Origin of the sequence: Pseudomonas sp. PDM18 (assembly GCF_014852585.1) — a bacterium.
Lineage (GTDB): Bacteria > Pseudomonadota > Gammaproteobacteria > Pseudomonadales > Pseudomonadaceae > Pseudomonas.
Genome location: NZ_JACVBX010000005.1, coordinates 100,348 through 118,785 on the forward strand (window position 1 = coordinate 100,348; position 18,438 = coordinate 118,785).

At 65.9% G+C, this 18,438-nt stretch carries 19 protein-coding genes and 1 other RNA gene; 9 read left to right on the plus strand and 11 right to left on the minus strand.

The window, feature by feature from the left end; all coding sequences use genetic code 11:
* Positions 1 to 56 precede the first annotated feature (56 nt).
* Positions 57 to 383, plus strand: coding sequence for a DUF2388 domain-containing protein (locus IB274_RS12430; protein WP_192432280.1), 327 nt, complete (start codon positions 57 to 59; stop codon positions 381 to 383).
* Between the two features lie 95 nt (positions 384 to 478).
* Positions 479 to 700, plus strand: coding sequence for a hypothetical protein (locus IB274_RS12435; RefSeq protein ID WP_081519540.1), 222 nt, complete (start codon positions 479 to 481; stop codon positions 698 to 700).
* Between the two features lie 287 nt (positions 701 to 987).
* Here IB274_RS12435 and gcvP read toward each other — a convergent pair whose 3' ends face one another.
* The 4 genes from gcvP to IB274_RS12455 form a co-directional block, all read right to left on the minus strand.
* A complete protein-coding gene (gene gcvP, locus IB274_RS12440; protein ID WP_192432281.1) occupies positions 988 to 3,864 on the minus strand; it encodes an aminomethyl-transferring glycine dehydrogenase in 2,877 nt (958 codons plus the stop codon).
* Positions 3,865 to 3,940: 76 nt separating this feature from the next.
* Positions 3,941 to 4,330 (minus strand): glycine cleavage system protein GcvH, encoded by a 390-nt coding sequence (gene gcvH / locus IB274_RS12445; protein WP_045213109.1) that lies wholly within the window; start codon positions 4,328 to 4,330, stop codon positions 3,941 to 3,943.
* 67 nt (positions 4,331 to 4,397) lie between these two features.
* Entirely contained in the window at positions 4,398 to 5,480 is a 1,083-nt protein-coding gene (gene gcvT / locus IB274_RS12450; protein ID WP_192432282.1) for a glycine cleavage system aminomethyltransferase GcvT, read from the minus strand.
* 112 nt (positions 5,481 to 5,592) lie between these two features.
* Positions 5,593 to 7,212 (minus strand): ABC transporter permease, encoded by a 1,620-nt coding sequence (locus tag IB274_RS12455; protein ID WP_192432283.1) that lies wholly within the window; start codon positions 7,210 to 7,212, stop codon positions 5,593 to 5,595.
* 173 nt (positions 7,213 to 7,385) lie between these two features.
* On the opposite strand from IB274_RS12455, the gene IB274_RS12460 reads away from it, so the two are divergent.
* The gene (locus tag IB274_RS12460; RefSeq protein ID WP_192432284.1) at positions 7,386 to 7,775 is read left to right on the plus strand and encodes a hypothetical protein; all 390 of its coding nucleotides are present in this window, start codon (positions 7,386 to 7,388) and stop codon (positions 7,773 to 7,775) included.
* Here IB274_RS12460 and IB274_RS12465 read toward each other — a convergent pair whose 3' ends face one another.
* The 6 genes from IB274_RS12465 to IB274_RS12490 form a co-directional block, all read right to left on the minus strand.
* On the minus strand, positions 7,776 to 8,777 hold the full coding sequence (locus IB274_RS12465; RefSeq protein ID WP_192432285.1) for a Fe(3+) ABC transporter substrate-binding protein: 1,002 nt from the start codon (positions 8,775 to 8,777) through the stop codon (positions 7,776 to 7,778).
* A gap of 221 nt (positions 8,778 to 8,998) precedes the next feature.
* Positions 8,999 to 10,216 (minus strand): 2-octaprenyl-3-methyl-6-methoxy-1,4-benzoquinol hydroxylase, encoded by a 1,218-nt coding sequence (locus IB274_RS12470; RefSeq protein ID WP_192432286.1) that lies wholly within the window; start codon positions 10,214 to 10,216, stop codon positions 8,999 to 9,001.
* Between the two features lie 50 nt (positions 10,217 to 10,266).
* The gene (locus IB274_RS12475) at positions 10,267 to 10,752 is read right to left on the minus strand and encodes a DUF4442 domain-containing protein (protein WP_192432287.1); all 486 of its coding nucleotides are present in this window, start codon (positions 10,750 to 10,752) and stop codon (positions 10,267 to 10,269) included.
* Between the two features lie 4 nt (positions 10,753 to 10,756).
* On the minus strand, positions 10,757 to 11,941 hold the full coding sequence (ubiH, locus tag IB274_RS12480; protein WP_192432288.1) for a 2-octaprenyl-6-methoxyphenyl hydroxylase: 1,185 nt from the start codon (positions 11,939 to 11,941) through the stop codon (positions 10,757 to 10,759).
* Between the two features lies 1 nt (position 11,942).
* On the minus strand, positions 11,943 to 13,277 hold the full coding sequence (gene pepP, locus IB274_RS12485; RefSeq protein ID WP_192432289.1) for a Xaa-Pro aminopeptidase: 1,335 nt from the start codon (positions 13,275 to 13,277) through the stop codon (positions 11,943 to 11,945).
* Positions 13,278 to 13,285: 8 nt separating this feature from the next.
* Complete coding sequence (locus IB274_RS12490; RefSeq protein ID WP_192432290.1) at positions 13,286 to 13,840, minus strand: UPF0149 family protein; 555 nt, start codon at positions 13,838 to 13,840, stop codon at positions 13,286 to 13,288.
* Between the two features lie 182 nt (positions 13,841 to 14,022).
* On the opposite strand from IB274_RS12490, the gene IB274_RS12495 reads away from it, so the two are divergent.
* The 4 genes from IB274_RS12495 to IB274_RS12510 all read left to right on the plus strand — a co-directional run bounded on the left by IB274_RS12495 (position 14,023) and on the right by IB274_RS12510 (position 15,407).
* Positions 14,023 to 14,232 carry a TIGR02449 family protein gene (locus IB274_RS12495; RefSeq protein ID WP_017521390.1) on the plus strand — a complete coding sequence of 70 codons (210 nt, stop codon included), beginning with the start codon at positions 14,023 to 14,025 and terminating at the stop codon, positions 14,230 to 14,232.
* Entirely contained in the window at positions 14,229 to 14,558 is a 330-nt protein-coding gene (locus IB274_RS12500; RefSeq protein WP_045213134.1) for a cell division protein ZapA, read from the plus strand. Before IB274_RS12495 ends, IB274_RS12500 begins: the two co-directional genes overlap by 4 nt.
* Positions 14,559 to 14,589: 31 nt before the next feature.
* Positions 14,590 to 14,768: non-coding RNA, 6S RNA (gene ssrS, locus IB274_RS12505), on the plus strand.
* Positions 14,769 to 14,777: 9 nt separating this feature from the next.
* Positions 14,778 to 15,407 (plus strand): 5-formyltetrahydrofolate cyclo-ligase, encoded by a 630-nt coding sequence (locus tag IB274_RS12510; protein WP_192432489.1) that lies wholly within the window; start codon positions 14,778 to 14,780, stop codon positions 15,405 to 15,407.
* Positions 15,408 to 15,441: 34 nt separating this feature from the next.
* Here the strand turns inward: IB274_RS12510 and IB274_RS29830 are convergent, their stop codons facing one another.
* Positions 15,442 to 15,576 (minus strand): hypothetical protein, encoded by a 135-nt coding sequence (locus IB274_RS29830; RefSeq protein ID WP_128082560.1) that lies wholly within the window; start codon positions 15,574 to 15,576, stop codon positions 15,442 to 15,444.
* 308 nt (positions 15,577 to 15,884) lie between these two features.
* Between IB274_RS29830 and IB274_RS12515 the strand changes: the two genes are divergently transcribed.
* Entirely contained in the window at positions 15,885 to 16,346 is a 462-nt protein-coding gene (locus tag IB274_RS12515; protein WP_192432291.1) for an EVE domain-containing protein, read from the plus strand.
* A 44-nt stretch (positions 16,347 to 16,390) separates the two neighbouring features.
* Positions 16,391 to 18,250 carry a diguanylate cyclase gene (locus IB274_RS12520; protein ID WP_192432292.1) on the plus strand — a complete coding sequence of 620 codons (1,860 nt, stop codon included), beginning with the start codon at positions 16,391 to 16,393 and terminating at the stop codon, positions 18,248 to 18,250.
* The last annotated feature ends 188 nt before the right edge of the window (positions 18,251 to 18,438 follow it).

Below are 18,438 nucleotides of genomic sequence, written 5' to 3' on the forward strand. Positions count from 1 at the left end.
CTCCCGCGAGCCGCCGCGCCTCTCACCTGTACACGGACCTTGCGGAGGTGTACCCGATGCGTACCGCGAAACTGGCCACGGCCTTTGCCCTGATCGCCCTGCCCGCTGCCTCGGCCATGGCCGACGGCGACTTCTGGCGCGACGTCATCTCGTCCGGCGCCACCACCGCGTCGACCTACCTGACCTTCAAGCACGACAAGCTGATAATCGCCGCCCAGGACGATGCGAGCGCCTTCGTCGCCAGTGACGGCGCGATTCGCGGCCCCTACCTGGAAGCCGCCCTCACCCGCCTGCGCAGCGACGACGCCGCGCTGCAGGATCGCAGCGACATGGAACTGGCCAACGCCATCCTCGTCCGCCGCGATGACGCACCCGCCCAGTGACACCCAGCGGCGCGGCCCGTGGCGTTCGCCGCGAGCCACGCCAGGCGGTGCAGGCTGTGTTCTACTGACACTCCGCCTACGACACGGAGTGTCCCATGAACGATCCCATCCAGCCGTTGAAGATCACCCTGATCCTGCTGATCGTCAGTGAAGGTTTCTGGCTGCTCAGCCGCCTGCTCAGCGTGGTCGGCCTCGAGATCTATTCACTGCTGCCCTCGGCCGTCTACAACCTGATCGGCATGCTCAGCAATGTACTGATGATCCTGCTGTTCGTGTTCCTGATCCGCCTGATCGGCCGCTTGCAGCTCAAGCCCTGACGCCGCTCCTGCAAGCTGGCTCCGGCCTCACCCTTGTCGTAGGAGCGGACTCCGTCCGCGATTGGCATCCGGCGCGATGCGAACCCATCGCGGACAAAGTCCGCTCCTACACCAGCCGGTCAATACCGGAACATCTCTGTAGGAGCGAGCTTGCTCGCGAACCAGCCCAGCGCCGGCGCCGCACGGGAAATCTGTTCGCGAGCAAGCTCGCTCCTACGAAAAGCCCAATGAAAAAGCCGCCCGAGGGCGGCTTTTTCATTCAGCGCACAGTCACTTCAGCGCACGGCTCACTCGCGGTAGTCGTCCACCGGCACGCAGGCGCAGAACAGGTTGCGGTCGCCGTAGACGTTGTCCACGCGGTTCACCGCCGGCCAGTACTTGAAGGCGCGGGTGTGCTCGGTCGGGGTCACCGCTTCGGCGATCTGGTAGGGGCGGTCCCACAGCCCGGTGACGTCCGCCAGGGTGTGCGGCGCGCGCTTGAGCGGGTTGTCCTCGGCCGGCCATTCGCCGGTCTCGACCTTGGCGATCTCCGCACGGATCGACAGCATCGCCTCGATGAAGCGGTCCAGCTCGTGCTTGGACTCGCTCTCGGTGGGCTCCACCATCAGCGTGCCGGGCACCGGGAAGGACATGGTCGGCGCGTGGAAGCCGTAGTCCATCAGGCGCTTGGCCACGTCCTCCTCGCTGATCCCGGTCTGCGCCTTGAGCGGGCGCAGGTCGAGGATGCACTCGTGGGCAACACGCTCGTTACGGCCACGGTAGAGCACCGGGAAAGCGCCATCGAGCTGCTGCGCGAGGTAGTTGGCGTTGAGGATCGCCACTTCGGTGGCGTCGGCCAGCTGCGGGCCCATCATGGCGATGTACATCCAGCTGATCGGCAGGATGCTCGCGCTGCCCCAGGGCGCGGCGCTCACCGCGCCATTCAGCGGGTTCGGGCCTTCGATGCGGATCACCGGGTGGTTGGCGACGAAGGGCGCGAGGTGCTTCTTCACGCCGATCGGGCCCATGCCCGGGCCGCCACCGCCGTGGGGAATGCAGAAGGTCTTGTGCAGGTTCATGTGCGACACGTCGGCACCGATGTCCGCCGGGCGCGCCAGGCCGACCTGGGCGTTGAGGTTGGCGCCGTCCATGTAGACCTGGCCACCGTGGCTGTGGATTACCTCGCAGATTTCGCGGATGCCTTCCTCGTACACGCCGTGGGTCGACGGATAGGTGATCATCAGGCAGGACAGCTGCTCGCCGGCTTCGGCTGCCTTGCGCTTGAGGTCCTCCAGGTCGACGTTGCCGCCCTTGTCGCACTCGACGATGACCACGCGCATGCTCGCCATGATCGCCGAGGCCGGGTTGGTGCCGTGGGCCGAGGACGGGATCAGGCAGATGTTGCGGTGCGCACCGCCACGGCTCTCGTGGTACTTGCGGATCGCCAGCAGGCCGGCGTACTCGCCCTGGGCGCCGGAGTTGGGCTGCATGCAGATGGCGTCGAAACCGGTGATCGCGCACAGCCAGCTTTCCAGCTCCTCGATCATCAGTCGGTAGCCCTCGGCCTGCTCGCGCGGCACGAAGGGGTGCAGGCTGGCGAACTCCGGCCAGGTGATCGGGATCATCTCGCTGGTGGCGTTGAGCTTCATGGTGCAGGAGCCCAGCGGGATCATCGACTGGTTCAGCGCCAGGTCCTTGCCTTCGAGCTGGCGCAGGTAGCGCAGCATCTCGGTTTCGCTGTGGTGGCGGTTGAACACCGGGTGGCTCAGGTAGGCGCTGCTGCGCTGCAGGGCGGCCGGGATGCCGTCGGCAATCTTGCCGGCATCGAGCTGGGCGACGTCCAGGCCGTGGCCGGCACCGAGGATGATGTCGAACAGGCCGGCGAGGGTCGCGGCGCTCGTGGTTTCGTCCAGGCTCACGCCCAGGCGGTCTTCACCGACGATGCGCAGATTCACACGGGCGGCGCGAGCGCGCTCGACGATGGCCTGCTGGCCGGCGCCGACATCCAGGGTCAGGGTGTCGAAGAAGTGCTGGTTGACGATCTTCACGCCCTTGGCGGCGAGGCCGGCGGCCAGCACCGAAGTCAGGCGGTGCACGCGCTGGGCGATGCGTTTCAGGCCCTGCGGGCCGTGGTAAACGGCGTACAGGCTGGCGATGTTGGCCAGCAGCACCTGCGAGGTACAGACGTTGGAGTTGGCCTTCTCGCGGCGGATGTGCTGCTCACGGGTCTGCAGCGCCATGCGCAGCGCGGTGTTGCCACGGGCGTCCTTGGATACGCCGATGATCCGACCGGGCATGGCGCGCTTGTAGTCATCACGGCAGGCGAAGAAGGCCGCGTGCGGGCCGCCGTAGCCCATGGGCACGCCGAAGCGCTGGGCACTGCCCAGCACCACGTCAGCGCCCAGCTCGCCCGGCGGGGTGAGCAGCAGCAGCGCGAGCAGGTCGCTGGCGACGCAGGCGATGGCCTGCTGGGCATGCAGCGCGTCGATAACCGCGCGCAGGTCACGGATTTCGCCACGGGTGTCCGGGTATTGCAGCAGCGCGCCAAACACGGCGTGCTGGCCGAGGTTGTCCACCTCGTCGACCACCACGTCGAAGCCGAAGGCTTCGGCGCGGGTCTGCACCACGGAGATGGTCTGCGGGTGGCAATGCACGTCGACGAAGAACAGGTTGCTCTTGGCCTTGGCCACGCGCTTGGCCAGGGCCATCGCCTCGGCGGCGGCGGTAGCCTCGTCGAGCAGCGAGGCGCTGGCGAGGTCCAGGCCGGTGAGGTCGATGGTCATCTGCTGGAAGTTCAGCAGGGATTCGAGACGGCCCTGGGCGATCTCCGGCTGGTACGGGGTGTAGGCGGTGTACCAGCCCGGATTCTCCAGCACGTTGCGCAGGATGACGGTCGGAGTCAACGTGCCGTAGTAGCCGGTGCCGATCAGGCTCGTCCACAGCTCGTTCTGCTGCGCGTAACCCTTCAGCTTGGCCAGCGCGCCCTGTTCGTCGAGGGCGGTCGGCAGGTCCAGCGGCCGGTTCAGGCGGATCGCCGGGGGCACCGTCTGCACGATCAGGTCGTCGCGGTTGCCGAGCCCGAGGGTCTCGAGCATAGCTTGCTGCTCGGCGGCGTCGGGGCCCAGGTGACGGGCGAGGAAGGCATCAGGCTGGTGCAGCTGGGAAAGCGAAGGGGTGTTCGACATGGCCACGGTCTCGAAAGGGTCGTTCCCTAAAAAGAACAGGCCCCGACGAGTCGAGGCCTGTGTTTACAGCAGTGTCTTACGCGTCGGCGTCGCTGGCAGCGCGGTAGCCGGCGGCGTCGAGGAGCTTGTCCAGCTCGGCCGGGTTGCTCGGCTTGAGCTTGAAGAACCAGGAACCGTACGGGTCGTTGTTCACTTCTTCGGGGGTGTCGGCCAGCACGTCGTTGACGGCAATGACTTCGCCGCCCACCGGGGCGTAGATGTCCGAAGCGGCTTTCACCGACTCGACGACACCAGCTTCCTGGCCGGCGGCGAGGGTCTTGCCCACTTCCGGCAGTTCGACGAAGACCACGTCACCCAGGGCTTCCTGGGCATGGTCGGAAATGCCCACGGTCACGGTACCGTCGGCTTCCAGGCGCGCCCACTCGTGGCTGGCGGCATAACGCAGGTCGGCGGGGATATTGCTCATCTTGTTGTTCCTCGAGGACTGGGCGACGGGCGGCGATGCCGCCCTCTTCTAAGTTAGATCATGCAATTTAGATCAGGGCTTTGCCATGACGCACGAAATTCGGCTGAACGACGCGGACCGGGTACCACTTGCCACGGATTTCCACTTCGGCGCGGTCGCCGGTGGCCGCCGGCACGCGGGCCAGGGCAATGGACTTGCCGAGCGTGGGGGAGAAACTGCCGCTGGTGATCTCGCCGTCGCCGACGCCGGCAACGCGAACCACCTGGTGGGCGCGCAGCACGCCGCGCTCTTCCAGCACCAGGCCGACCAGCTTGGGCGCATCGCCGGCAGCCTTCTGCGCTTCCAGGGCCTTGCGGCCGATGAAGTCGCGGGCTTCGGGTTCCCAGGCAATGGTCCAACCCATGTTGGCAGCCAGCGGGGTGACGTCTTCGTCCATGTCCTGGCCGTAGAGATTCATCCCGGCTTCCAGGCGAAGGGTATCGCGTGCGCCCAGGCCCGCCGGGGCAATACCGGCGCCGACCAGGTCGTTGAGGAAGCCTTGCGCCTCGACGGCCGGCAGCATGATTTCCAGGCCGTCCTCGCCGGTGTACCCGGTACGGGCGATGAACCAGTCACCGTCGGCCTTGCCTTGGAAGGGCTTGAGTTCGCGGATCAGCGCGGCGCGGGAGGGCGTGACCAGCTCGGCGGTCTTCTCGCGGGCGTTGGGGCCCTGCACGGCCAGCATCGCCAGGTCCGGGCGTTCGGTCAGGGTGACGTCGAAGCCTTCGGTGTGGGCCTGCATCCAGGCCATGTCCTTGTCGCGGGTGGAGGCGTTGACCACCACGCGGTAGCCGTACACGCCGAGGTAGACGATCAAGTCGTCGACCACCCCGCCGCGTTCGTTGAGCATGCCGCTGTACAGCGCCTTGCCCGGAACCTGAAGTCGCTCGACGTCGTTGGCCAGGAGTCGCTGCAGGTATTCCTTGGCCTGCGGACCGGTGACGTCGACCACAGTCATGTGGGAAACGTCGAACACGCCGCAATCGCGACGTACCTGGTGGTGCTCTTCGACTTGCGAGCCGTAGTGCAACGGCATGTCCCAACCGCCGAAATCGACGATCTTGGCGCCGAGGGCGACGTGCAAATCATAGAGCGGCGTGCGCTGTCCCATGGGTGTTCTCCTTCCGGGCGAGGCGGGTGCGGAGCGCGAGTACGGCCCGCACGAAACGCGCGCATTGTAGTCGCATGGCAGGACTCTGGACAGCTTGTCCGACGGCCGATTCTCAGGAACGCGAAGAGCCGCTCTGGCGCGCGGACCGACGGATCAGGCCGATCACCGGGAATAATCCCACAAGCACCAGCGTCAGCGCCGGCAACGCCGCTCGGGCCCACTCCCCTTCGCTGGTCATCTCGAAGACGCGCACCGCCAACGTGTCCCAGCCAAACGGGCGCATCAGCAGGGTCGCCGGCATTTCCTTGAGCACGTCGACGAATACCAGCAGCGCGGCGCTCAGAGCACCCGGCAGCAGCAGCGGCAGGTAGACGCGCAGGAACAGGCCGACGCTGCCGACACCCAGGCTGCGAGAAGCCTCCGGAAGCGACGGGCGAATTCTCGCCAACGCACCCTCGAGCGGGTTGTAGGCCACCGCCATGAAGCGGATCAGGTAGGCCACCAGCAGCGCCCCGAGGCTGCCCAGCAGCAGCGGCTTGCCGGCACCCCCGAGCGTGCTGGAGAGCGGGATCACCGCGTGATTGTCCAGCCAGCTGAAGGCCAGCATGATCGCCACCGCCAGCACCGAGCCGGGTAGCGCGTAGCCAAGGTTGGAAATGCCGACTGCCGAGCGCACCGCCGGCGTCGGCGACAGGCGACGGGCGAAGGCCAGCAGGAGCGCGACAGCCACCGTCAGCACGGCCGCGAAGCCTCCGAGGTAAAGGCTGTGCAGGATCAGGCCCCAGTAGCGCTCGTCGAGGTCGAAGCGGCCTTTCTGCCAGACCCAGACCAGCAGCTGCAGCACCGGGATGACAAAGGCGCAGGCGAAGACCAGCAGGCACCAGGCACTGGCGGCGAGAGCCTTCCAGCCGTACAGCCGGTATAACGCGGAGCCGCGCGGCCGCTCATTGGGCGCGCCGCTGCGGCCACGGCTGTAGCGCTCACCCAGCAGCACCAGCATGACGAAAAGCAGCAGCAGGCTGGCCAGTTGGGTCGCGCTGGAGAGGCTGTAGAAGCCGTACCAGGTCTTGTAGACCGCAGTGGTGAAGGTATCGAAGTTGAACACCGACACCGTGCCGAAATCTGCCAGGGTCTCCATGATCGCCAGCGCCAGCCCGGCGCCGATGGCCGGCCGCGCCATCGGCAGGGCAACGCGCCAGAAGGCCGCCAGCGGCGACAGCCCGAGCACCCGCGCCGCCTCCATCAAGCCGCGCCCCTGGGCGAGGAAGGCGGTGCGCGCGAGCAGATAAACATAGGGATAGAAGACCAGCACCAGCACCGTGATCACCCCACCGGTGGAGCGCACCCGCGGCAGCCGCAAGCCGCTGCCGAACCATTCGCGCAGCAGCGTCTGCACGGGGCCGGAGAAGTCCAGCAGGCCGACGAAGACGAACGCCAGAACGTACGCCGGCACCGCGAAGGGCAGCATCAGCGCCCAGTCCAGCCAGCGTCGGCCGGGGAACTCGCAGAGGCTGGTGAGCCAGGCGAGGCTGATACCCAGTACGGTCACGCCGACGCCCACACCTGCCACCAAAACCAGGGTATTGCCCAGCAGGCGCATCATCTGGGTTTCCCACAAGTGCGACCAGATTTCGCGGTCGATCTGGGCCCAGCTCAGCAACAGGACGCTGATGGGCAGCAGGACCAGCGCGGCGACGGCGAAAGTGATGAGGTTCCAGCGATTGGCGCGCATGCGTCGGTGCATCCAGACTTCAAGTGACGTTCACGGGGGACGCGTCCGATTCGGTTACGGAAACTTCCAACGTTGAACTCGAATTCGCCCGATCCTCAGAAGACAGGGATAAAGCACAAGGTACTGCGGTCGAATCCGCCACTTTGCCACTCCCCTGCCCAAGGAAAAAGCCCATGCCAGCCCTCCGCACCCTGCCTGCCCTGTTCCTCGTCGCCCTTTGCGGGCCGGCGTTTGCCGACGACGCCCCAACGCCCATCGAAGGTTGCCTGGACCTCGCCTCGCGCTCCTTTGCCGGCGATCCGACGATGCAGGAGCGCTGGCAGCAGTCCTGGCTGGACCATGGATCACTGCGCGAGGAAGCCTACGATGGGGAAGTCGAGGGGCAGCATGCGAGCAAGGCGCTGAAGGCGCAGATACGTGAGGGCGAGAAGGTCGCCGGGCAGTTCACCTGCCTGCTGACGGAGGGCAGCAAGCCGCTCTCGGTGCAGTACCAGGTGCAGCAGTCTGGCGCTGGCGAGACAGCTGCCCAACCGGCGGCGAAAGCGTCAGAGCCGGAGTCCTGATCAATTCCAGCCTGCGCGGTCCATCAGCTTGATCGCCTCGGCCTGGCGTTTGCCGGCAACTTCCACCGGGATGCTGTCGGCCTTGAATTCACCCCAGGCCGCCACTTCCTGCGACGGCGCCACTTTCGGGTTGGCCGGGAATTCCTGGTTGATGCCGGCGAACAGCGACTGGGCCTCCGGGCCGGTCATCCACTCCACCAGCTTCTTCGCGGCTTCCGGGTGCGGCGCATGCTTGGTCAGGCCAATCCCGGACAAGTTGACGTGCACACCACGGTCGCCCTGGTTCGGCCAAAACAGCTTCACCGGCAACTGCGGATTGTCCTTGTGCATGCGCCCGTAGTAGTAGGTATTGACGATGCCGACGTCGCACTGGCCGGCGGCGATGGCCTGCAGCAGCGCGTTGTCATCGGAGAATACATCGGTCGCCAGGTTGTTCACCCAGCCCTTGAGGATTTCCTCGGTCCTTTCGGTGCCATGGGTTTCGATCAGGGTCGCGGTCAGCGACTGGTTGTAGACCTTCTTCGCAGTGCGCAGGCACAGGCGGCCTTCCCACTTCGCATCGGCCAGCTCCTCGTAGGTCGAGAGTTCCTCGGGCTTCACCCGCTGGGTCGAATAGGCGATGGTGCGCGCGCGCAGCGACAGGCCGGTCCAGCTGTCGGTGCCTGAGCGGTACTGCGGCGGGATGTTGGCATCCAGGGTCGGTGAATCGAACGGTTGCAGGATGCCCATCTTCTCGGCCTGCCAGAGATTGCCGGCGTCGACGGTAAGCAGCAGGTCGGCTGGCGTGTTGGCGCCTTCGGCCTTGATCCGCGCCATCAGCGGCGCTTCCTTGTCGGTGATGAACTTGATCTTCACCCCGGTGGCCTGGGTGTAGGCGTCGAAGACCGGCTTGATCAGCTCGTCGATGCGCGAGGAGTAGACCACCACTTCGTCGGCGGCCTGGGCGGTGCTACCGAGGGCGGCCAGCAGAAGGGTGGCGAGAAGACCTTTGCGCACGAGCATGGGGATGTCCTTTGCGGGGAAGATATCCCGCAAATGATAAGGAACCTCATTTGCTAACGAGCCGCGCGTTTGTGTCGGGGTGTTTCGATGGGGTGCGGTTTGGGGTCGCGGGGGAGTCAGGTGCGGAGCTCGCCGGCTGACTCCGAGTCATCCAGGCACTCCGTTCGGCTCCCTCTCCCTCCGGGAGACGGCTGGGGTGAGGGGCCGCAGGCCGCCTTGAGTTACACCCGCGCCAGATTCGGCAAATCCCCCGACAGTCCCAGCGCCTGGCGCACGAAAACACCCTTGGCCTCATGGTGCTTATTCACCAGCCGCAGCCCAGCGTTACGCAGCCAGCGCACCGCCAGCGGGTCGGCCTGGAACAGGCGCTGGAAGCCTTCCATCGCCGCCATCATCGCCAGGTTGTGTGGCATACGCCGACGTTCGAAGCGACTCAGCACACGTTCCTCGGCGATATTCTCGCCACGGGCGTGGGCATGCTCGATCACCTCTGCGAGCACCGCGGCATCCAGGAAGCCCAGGTTCACGCCTTGCCCGGCCAGTGGGTGGATGGTGTGCGCGGCGTCGCCGATCAGCACCAGCCCCGGCTCCACATAACGCTTGGCGTGGCGCTGGCGCAGCGGGATACACAACCGGCGATCGGCGTGCGCGATGGCACCCAGGCGATGTTCGAAGGCGAGGCCCAGGGCCTTGCAGAAGCCTTCGTCATCCAGCGCCATGAGCTTCTCGGCCTGCTCCGGGGTGGTCGACCAGACGATCGAGCACCAGTGTGCGTCGCCCTCCTTCGCCAACGGCAGGAAGGCCAGCGGGCCGTCGTCGGTGAAACGCTGCCAGGCAGTGGCCTGGTGCGGCTTCTCGCAGCGCACGCTAGTGACGATGGCGTGGTGCAGGTAATCCCACTCGCGGGTCGCGCAGCCGGCCAGCCGGCGTACCGCGGAGTTGGCACCGTCGGCGGCGACCACCAGCGGCGTACGGATTTCACGGCCGTCGGAGAGGCTCAGCAGCCAGTCGTCGCCGGAGTGGCGCAGTTGTTCCAGGCGCGCATTGGGCAGCAGGCCGAGGGCGGACTCGTGCAGGCGCTCCAGCAGGGCGTCCTGCACCACGCGGTTCTCGACGATATGGCCGAGCATCTCAGCGTGTACGCTGGCGGCGCTGAAGTGAATCTGCCCGGTACCCGAGCCGTCCCACACCTGCATCTCGCAGTAGGGCTCGGCGCGCCGTGCGGCGATGCCGTCCCAGGCGTGCAGGCGCTGGAGGATACGTCGGCTGGCCTCAGACAGCGCACTGACGCGCGGCTCGAAAGGCGCTTCGCGGTCGAACGGCTTGACGCTCAGCGACGAGCCGTCCAGCAGCAGGATATCCAGCCCGCTGCCTTCCAGGGCCAGGGCCAGCGCGCTGCCGACCATTCCCGCCCCGACAATAACCATATCCGCGTGCATGTGCGTTCCTTCTTCAGCGGCCCGCGCAGCTTCGGCGCGGGAATCGAAATTCAAGCGGCCTGCCGCGCGCGCGGCTTGAGCCGGACGTACAGGGTCTTCTGCACCCGCGCCACCAGGGTGCCTTCGCCGTCACGCACTTCGGCGTGCAGGCGCGGCAGGTATTTCTCGCCCGCCGCGGTGCGCGCGCGGATGTCGTCGAGCAGGTGCTGGTCGATACGGAAATCGGCATACACCGGCCCTTTGCCGGGGCTGACGAATTCGATGTTGGCGGCCTTGTCCCCCCAGACGATGTAGTCGCGCCCCAGGTTCTCCATCAGCATCAGCATGAAGAAGGGGTCGGTCATGCTGTACAGGCTGCCGCCGAACTGGGTGCCGACGTAATTGCGGTTGAACACGCTCAGGCCCATCTTCACGCGGATCTCGCGGAAGTCCGCGCTGATGTGGCGCACCCGCACCCCGGCACCGAGGTACGGCGGATAGAGGTTCAGGCCGAAACGCAGCAGGCGGGCGCGGCGGGAGCTCTTGCGTACTTGCATCGACTCAGACCGGTCGGGCGCCCAGGCCCATGGCCTGGCGGGCGAACCAGCGCTTGGCCGGGGGCAGCAGGTCGAGGCCGAGCAGGCCGATGTTGCGGCCGGTGGCCAGCAACGGCTGAGCATTGGAGAACAGACGGGTGACGCGGTCGGAGAAACCGACGGTCATCTGCTGGTCCAACCGCTGGCCATCCAGGTAGCGCTGCAGCACGGCGAAATCGCCCGGCGCGGCCTCTTCCTGCAACAGGCAGTCGCCCAGGGCCTTGGCATCGCGCAGCGACAGGTTGAAGCCCTGTCCGGCAATCGGGTGCAGGCTATGGGCGGCGTTGCCCAGCACGACGAGGTGCGGACGAATCTGCTCGTCGGCCTCGGTCAGGCTCAGCGGATAGCCATAGCGCACGCCGACCTGGCGCAAGGTGCCCAGACGGTAGCCAAAGGCCACCTGCAACTCGGCGAGGAAGGCCGCGTCGGACAGCTCGCGCAGGCGCTCGGCGTCGCTGCCATTGCGGGTCCAAACGAGCGCGCAGCGATTTTCCGGCAGCGGCAGCAGGGCCAGCGGGCCGTTCTCGGTGAAGCGTTCGAAGGCTTGTCCGCGATGGGCTTCGGACGGGCTGATGTTGGCGATCAGCGCGGTCTGCCCGTAGGACGAGGAGCGCACGTTGATGCCCAGTTGCTCACGCAGGCCGGAGCGGCCGCCGTCGGCCAGCACGGCGAGGTCGCAGTCGATCTGCGAGTCGTCGTCCAGGGTCAAGCGGTAGCCGTCGCCCAGTGCATCCATCCGGCGCACTTCGGCCGGGCAGCGCCAGCTCACCACTTCCGGGTCGAGCGCATGCCACAGGCACTGGCCGAGCCAGGCGTTCTCCACCACGTAGCCGAGAGCGGGAACGCCCTCTTCCACCGCCGTCAGGCGCGCGGCGCCGAAGCGGCCGCGGTCGGAGACGTGGATCTGGGTGATGGGTTCGGCGCGCTGGGCAATCTGCTGCCACAGCCCCAGGCGCTCGTAGATCTGCCGGCTGCCGAAGGACAACGCCGAGGAGCGCGCGTCATAGCTGGGCTGGTAGGCATCGCCGGGGGCGAAGGGCTCGATCAACACGATCTGCCAGCCGCGCGCACGGGCGCCGGCCTGGAGGATCAGCGCAAGGCTTGCGCCGACGAGTCCGCCACCGATGATGGCCAGTTGCGTACGTTGCATCTCAGGCGGCCTGGGTCTTGGCTTCGGCCATCAGCGCTTCGATCTCGGCGACCGTTTTCGGCACGCCGTTGGTCAGCACTTCGCAGCCGGTCTTGGTCACCACCACGTCGTCCTCGATACGCACACCGATGCCGCGCCACTTCTTCGGCACGTCGGTGTTGTCCGGGGAGATGTAGATGCCCGGCTCGACGGTCATCGCCATGCCCGGTTCGAGGACGCGCCATTCGCCGCCGACGCGGTACTCGCCGACGTCGTGCACGTCCATGCCCAGCCAGTGGCCGGCGCGGTGCATGTAGAAGGCCTTGTAGGCCTCGCGCTCGATCAGCTCGTCGACGTCGCCTTTGAGCAGGCCCAGCTCCACCAGGCCGGCAGTGATGACCCGCACGGTGGCCTCGTGGGCTTCGTTCCAGTGACGGCCCGGAGCGATGTAGTCGAAGGCCGCCATGTTGGCGTCCAGCACCAGCTGGTAGATGGCCTTCTGCTCGGGGCTGAAGACTCCGCTGGCCGGGAAGGTGCGGGTGATGTCGCTGGCGTAGCAGTCGATCTCGCAGCCGGCGTCGATCAGGATCAGGTCGCCGTCCTTGATCTGCGCGTCGTTCTCCCGGTAGTGCAGGATGCAGGCGTTGCGACCGGTGGCGACGATGGAGCCGTAGGCCGGCATCTTCGCGCCGCCCAGACGGAAGGCGTATTCCAGCTCGGCTTCCAGGTGGAACTCGTAGAGGCCCGGACGGCAAGCCTGCATGGCGCGGATGTGCGCGCCGGCGGAGACTTCCGCGGCATAGCGCATCACCTTCACTTCGCCGGCACTCTTGTACAGGCGTTGGTCGTGCAGCAGGTGGTCGAGGGCGACGAACTCGTTCGGCGGCTGCGCACCCTGGCGCGCCTTGGAGCGAATCACGTTGATCCAGTCCATCAGCCGGCGGTCGAATTCCTGGTTGGCGCCCAGCGCGTAGTACACACGGTCGCGGCCCTCGATCAGGCCGGGAAGGATGTCGTCGATATCGCCGATGGGGAAGGCATCGTCGGCGCCGAAGGTGCTGATGGCGCCGTCCTGGCCGGCGCGCAGGCCGTCCCAGAGTTCACGCTCCGGATCGCGCTCGCGGCAGAACAGCACATACTCGCCATGCTCGCGGCCGGGGATCAGCGCCATCACCGCTTCCGGTTCGGGGAAACCGGTGAGGTATTGGAAATCGCTGTCCTGGCGGTAAACGTGCTCGACGTCGCGGTTGCGGATGTACATCGGCGCCGCCGGGAGAATGGCGATGCTGTTGGGTTCCATCTGCGCCATCAGCGCCTTGCGACGACGGGCGTATTCCGACTTGGCGATACGGATCATGCGCGACCTCAATGCAGGGAGGGTTTCTCGGCCGGTGCCGGCACCTTGCCGAATTCAGAGAACAGCAACAGCGGGGCGACGCGCAGGTATTCCTGCACTTCCATGTAGTCGGCCTCGCCGTCTTCGGATTCTTCCAGCTGGCCGCCAACCTGGGCGATGGCGGCGATGTCCTGCAGCACTTCGTCGGCTTCGTCGGACAGGCTGGGGGAACGCAGCGCCAGGCCGAAGCCGGCGAGGAAACCCTGGCACCACTGGCCCAGCGCTGTGGCGCGTTCAAGCAGCGGTTCGTCATCGTTGGGCAGCATCAGCACCACGGCCATCTCGCCCTGGGTGAAGTCCTGCTGGACCATGCCCAACAGACCGCCCAGGGCTGCGCCCAGGCGCTCGCCCGGTTCGCCGCCGAGCAGCTCACCAGCGGCCTGCAGCCACTCGCCCTGGTCGAAGCCTGAACCGGCGCAGACGCGACCGAGTAAGTGACCGTGCAGTTCGGCGGGGGAAATCGGCAGGGCAGCCTCAGCGAGCAGGGCGGCGAAGGCGGTGTAGGCGGAGCTGGAAGTGGACATGATCGAACCTGGGTGACGGCTAGGCGCCATCAGGCGCCGCGCATAGAATATGGTCCGTTATCCTAGCACCGGCACACACCCCAAGACCATGTGACGACGTGCCGGGCAGCCGTGCGTTGACCCACCCCCACGGCAGTCCTATATAGTTCTCGATTACTTAAGCAACTCCCAAGCGAGAGCCCATGGAAGACGCCGACCTGCACGCGCTGATCGCCAAGTTCGACCTGCTGCTCCAGCGCCTGGAACAGCTCAAGGCCGAGAACCGGCTGCTGCGGGCGAACGAGAAAAGCTGGCGGGAAGAACGCGCCCATCTGATCGAGAAGAACGATTTGGCTCGGCAGAAGGTCGAAGCGATGATTTTGCGTCTTAAAGCCCTGGAGCAGGACTCATGAGCCAGTCGAACACCCTGAACGTCCAAATCCTCGACAAGGAGTACTGCATCGCGTGCCCTGCGGACGAGCGCGTCAACCTGGAAAGCGCCGCGCGCTATCTGGACAGCAAGATGCGCGAGATCCGATCCAGCGGCAAAGTGATCGGTGCCGACCGTGTCGCGGTGATGGCGGCCCTGAACATCACCCACGACCTGCTGCACAAGCAGGAGCGCGTGGAGCACGACAGCGGCTCCACCCGTGAGCGCGTGCGCGAACTGCTCGAACGCGTGGATCGCGCGCTGACCACAGACACCCCTACCACCGATAAAGACCAGGGTGAAGTCTGACCAGGGAAATTTCCTTGGGGTATAATCGCCTCGCTCCCTGGTGTGTTTGCCAGTCGGTGATGTCCCTGAGCCGATAATTGCAACAACGGGGGTTGCCAGTTGGGCTGGTGTGCATGTCCGCACGACGGAAAGCCTTAAAGCCTACTGCAACCACCACCTTGAACTCTCGGGTTCAAGGGCTAACCCGACAGCGGCATGTCCGGGGAGCTTTACCCTTCCATGATCCACGCAGATTCCCTCTCTCGTCCTGCCCTGCGCCGCCAGTTGCGCCAGGCCAGACGCGCGCTCACTCCCCTTCAGCAACGCCTCGCCGCCCAGGCCCTGTATCGCCAGCTCGCGCAGCATCCGCTGTTCCGCCGAGCGAAGCACGTCGCCCTGTACTTGCCGGCCGACGGCGAAATCGACCCGCGCCCATTGATGAAGGCTGCGCAGAAGCGCGGCAAGGCGACCTACCTGCCGGTGCTCTCCGACTGGCCGCGTACGCACATGACCTTCCAGCAGGTGGGCATCGGCGAACGCTGGGTGCGCAACCGCTTCAACATCGCCGAACCGCAGGCCGACCGCCGTCGCCAGCGACCTGCCTGGGCGCTTGACCTTCTCCTGCTACCGCTGGTCGGTTTTGATCCACAAGGCGGCCGCCTGGGAATGGGCAAGGGGTTCTACGACCGTACCCTGGCCTACCTGGGAATGCGCAAAAATTGGCAGAAGCCGACGCTATTGGGCTTGGCGCACGAGTGCCAGAAGGTCGACAAGCTGGAGCTGGCGAGCTGGGATGTGCCGCTGATGGGCATAGTGACGGACGGCGGCTGGTATGGCCGTCTCGCGACGGAATCGCGTTCCTTGCGATAGCCGTGGCGGAAGCAGCTGACTCAGGTGAACTGGATCAGGGCTGCTGGGTGACCTGCACCGGGGCATTGCCCTGGCGTTGTTCCCACAGGCTCTGGGTGTAACCGGTAGTGACGACACCCAGACCGAAAAGTATTACCAACACCCACAAAAGATCAGGCTTGCGTTTCATCGATTGCCTCCCCCTTCCAGGCAAACTGTCAACGATGACCGGCGGTGGTTTTTTTATCCGTCCGGCGGGCCAAGCTAAAAACGGCGGCATTCTCCGACAATGAAAAGCTTCTCGCAATTCTGACGCCAACCGATCGTCGGAGGAGCTGTCGCTCCCAAAACTCCCGGCACTTTCAGGCAATGTTCATGCCGGTAATCCCACATCTTCTTCTTACAATTTGTATCCGGCGAGCTGTCAGCTTGTCGCAGGGAAACGCCCACCCGCCTACCCTTAGTCAAATCCCGCCACACACAAGGAGACCCTCGCGGATGGCACGTGCTTACTGGCTGATGAAATCCGAGCCCGACGAACTTTCGATCCACGACCTGCAGCGCCTGAAAACCGCGCGTTGGGACGGCGTGCGCAATTACCAGGCACGCAACTTCATGCGCAGCATGCAGCCGGGCGACCTGTTCTTCTTCTACCACTCCAGCTGCCCGAAACCTGGCATCGCCGGCATCGCGCAGATCGACGGCGAAGCCTATCCCGATCCAACCGCGCTCGATCCGCAAAGCCACTACCACGACCCCAAGGCCAGCGACGAGAAGAATCCCTGGACGGCCCGCGACGTGAGCTTCGTCGAGGCCTTCCGCTCGGTGCTGCCGCTGGGCACACTCAAGGCACAGGCTGGCCTGGAAGAGATGCCCCTGGTGCAGAAAGGCAGCCGCCTGTCGGTGATGCCGGTCACTGCCGAACAGTGGGCGATCGTCGTCGGCCTGGCGCACAAGTAGAGGCACTGTGCTATTAGGTTACTGAAGCCCCCGGAATTCGCCGTATGCACCGCCTTCAGTCCTCACTCGCAACCTACCTCGGGCTTGGCGGTCTGCTCTGCATGCTCCTGCTCGCCAGCGCCTGGCTTGGCGAGGAGCTGGCGAGCAGCGAACGGCAGCGCGTGCAGGAACGCCTGACCTACCAGGGTCGCAGCCTGGCGCACCAGCTGGAAGCCAACCTCCACGAGCAGGTCCTGGGCCTGGACCTGCTGGCCCAGCTGTGGACCCATCACGGTCGCATGCCCCGTGCCGAGTGGGAGCTGGATGCGCGCTTCTACGTGCGCAGCTTCCCCGGCTACCAGTCGATCCAGTGGGCCGACCCGGACCTGAACATTCGCTGGCTGGAACCACTGCAGGGGAACGAGGCTGCGCTCAACTTCCGCCTGACCGAGCAGCACCCCAACTACCCGACGGCGATGGGCGCCCGCGACAGTGGCAAAGCGCGCCTGAGCGACAGCGTGGAACTGCTCCAGGGCGGACGCGGTTTCGTGCTCTACACCCCGGTCTACATCCGCGACGCGGACAACCAGCTCCGCTTCGACGGCTTCATGCAGGGGGTCTTCCGCGTCGGCCCGCTGATGGACAACCTGCTCAAGCAGGCTGACAACCACCTGTTCAGCGTGCGTCTGCTGGAGCACGGCCAGCCGCTCTATGTGCGCGACCAACCCGACAGCGATGCCGACCAGCCCCTGCGCGTCCCACTGCGCCTGCTCGATAACCGCAGCTTCGAGCTGGAGCTGCGTCCCACCGCGACATTGGTGCAATCACTGTCCACGCCCTTGCCGATGGTTGTATTCGGCGGCGGCGTCACCATCAGCCTATTGCTGGTGGCGTCGCTATTCCTCGCCCGCGAGAACGCCCGCCGGGCCACTGCGCTGAGCGCCAGCAACCAGCTGCTCAGCCAGGAAGCCGAGCAACGCCAGTCGGTAGAGGCAAACCTGCGCGACAGCCGCGAGCGCCTGCAGCTGGCACTGGACCTCACCGACTCCAGCCGCGACGCGCTGTTCATCTTCGACCTGCAACAGCGCGAGCTGCTGCACATGAACCGGGCGACCTACAACGGCCTGGGCTACAGCGCCGAGGAATTCCGCCACCTGCTGCGCGATGATCCGGAGCGGTTGATTCCCGGCTTCCACGCCTGGATCCAACTGGTCCAGCAGGCGCACCGGCTGAACCTGTCGATGATCTTCCAGCGCGAGATGCAGCGTCGCGATGGCAGCCTGCAACCGGCGGAGATCAATACCCAGCTGATCCACCAGGGCGACCACGACTATCTGATCGCCGTGGCCCGCGACAACAGCGAGCGCCTGCAACTCGAAGCACAGTTGCACAAGCTCTCGCAGCAGGACGGTCTCACCGGCCTGTTCAACCGCCGCTACTTCGATCGCCAGCTACAGAGCGAGTGGCGCCGCCTGCGCCGTGCCGACGCGCCGCTGGCGGTACTGATGCTCGACGTCGATCACTTCAAGCGCTTCAACGACTGCCTGGGTCACCTCGCCGGCGACGACGCACTGCGCCGCCTCGCCAGCTGCCTGCAGGAATGCCTGCAACGTGAGGGCGATGTGGCGTGCCGTTATGGTGGCGAAGAGTTCGTCATCATCCTCACCGATACAGGCCTGGAAGGTGCCAACCATGTTGCCGCGCGCGTCCACCAGCGCGTGGCCGAGATGGGCATCGCGCATCCGGCCGGCGAGCTGGGGCGGCTGACGGTAAGTATCGGCCTGGCCATCGCCACGCCGGGGCAGGACGCCGAGCCGGACCAACTGATCGCCCAGGCCGATCAGGCGCTGTATGCCGCCAAGCACAAGGGACGAAACCAGACCTGCGTGTGGCCGGTGGATATGGCCGAGCGCACGCTCTCCTGAATACCCGTGCGAAGCTTGCCCTTTCCCCAGTCCTGGCTGCGCGCCCCGCTCCGAAGAGAGAGGGAGCCGTTCGGCGCTCGCTGCAATCACGGTGTCAGCCGGAGAGCGCTGAACTTCCGCCTCACTCGGGACAGTCCCCTCTCCCTTCAGGGAGAGGGTTACGGAGAGGGAGCGGGGCAAACGTGATC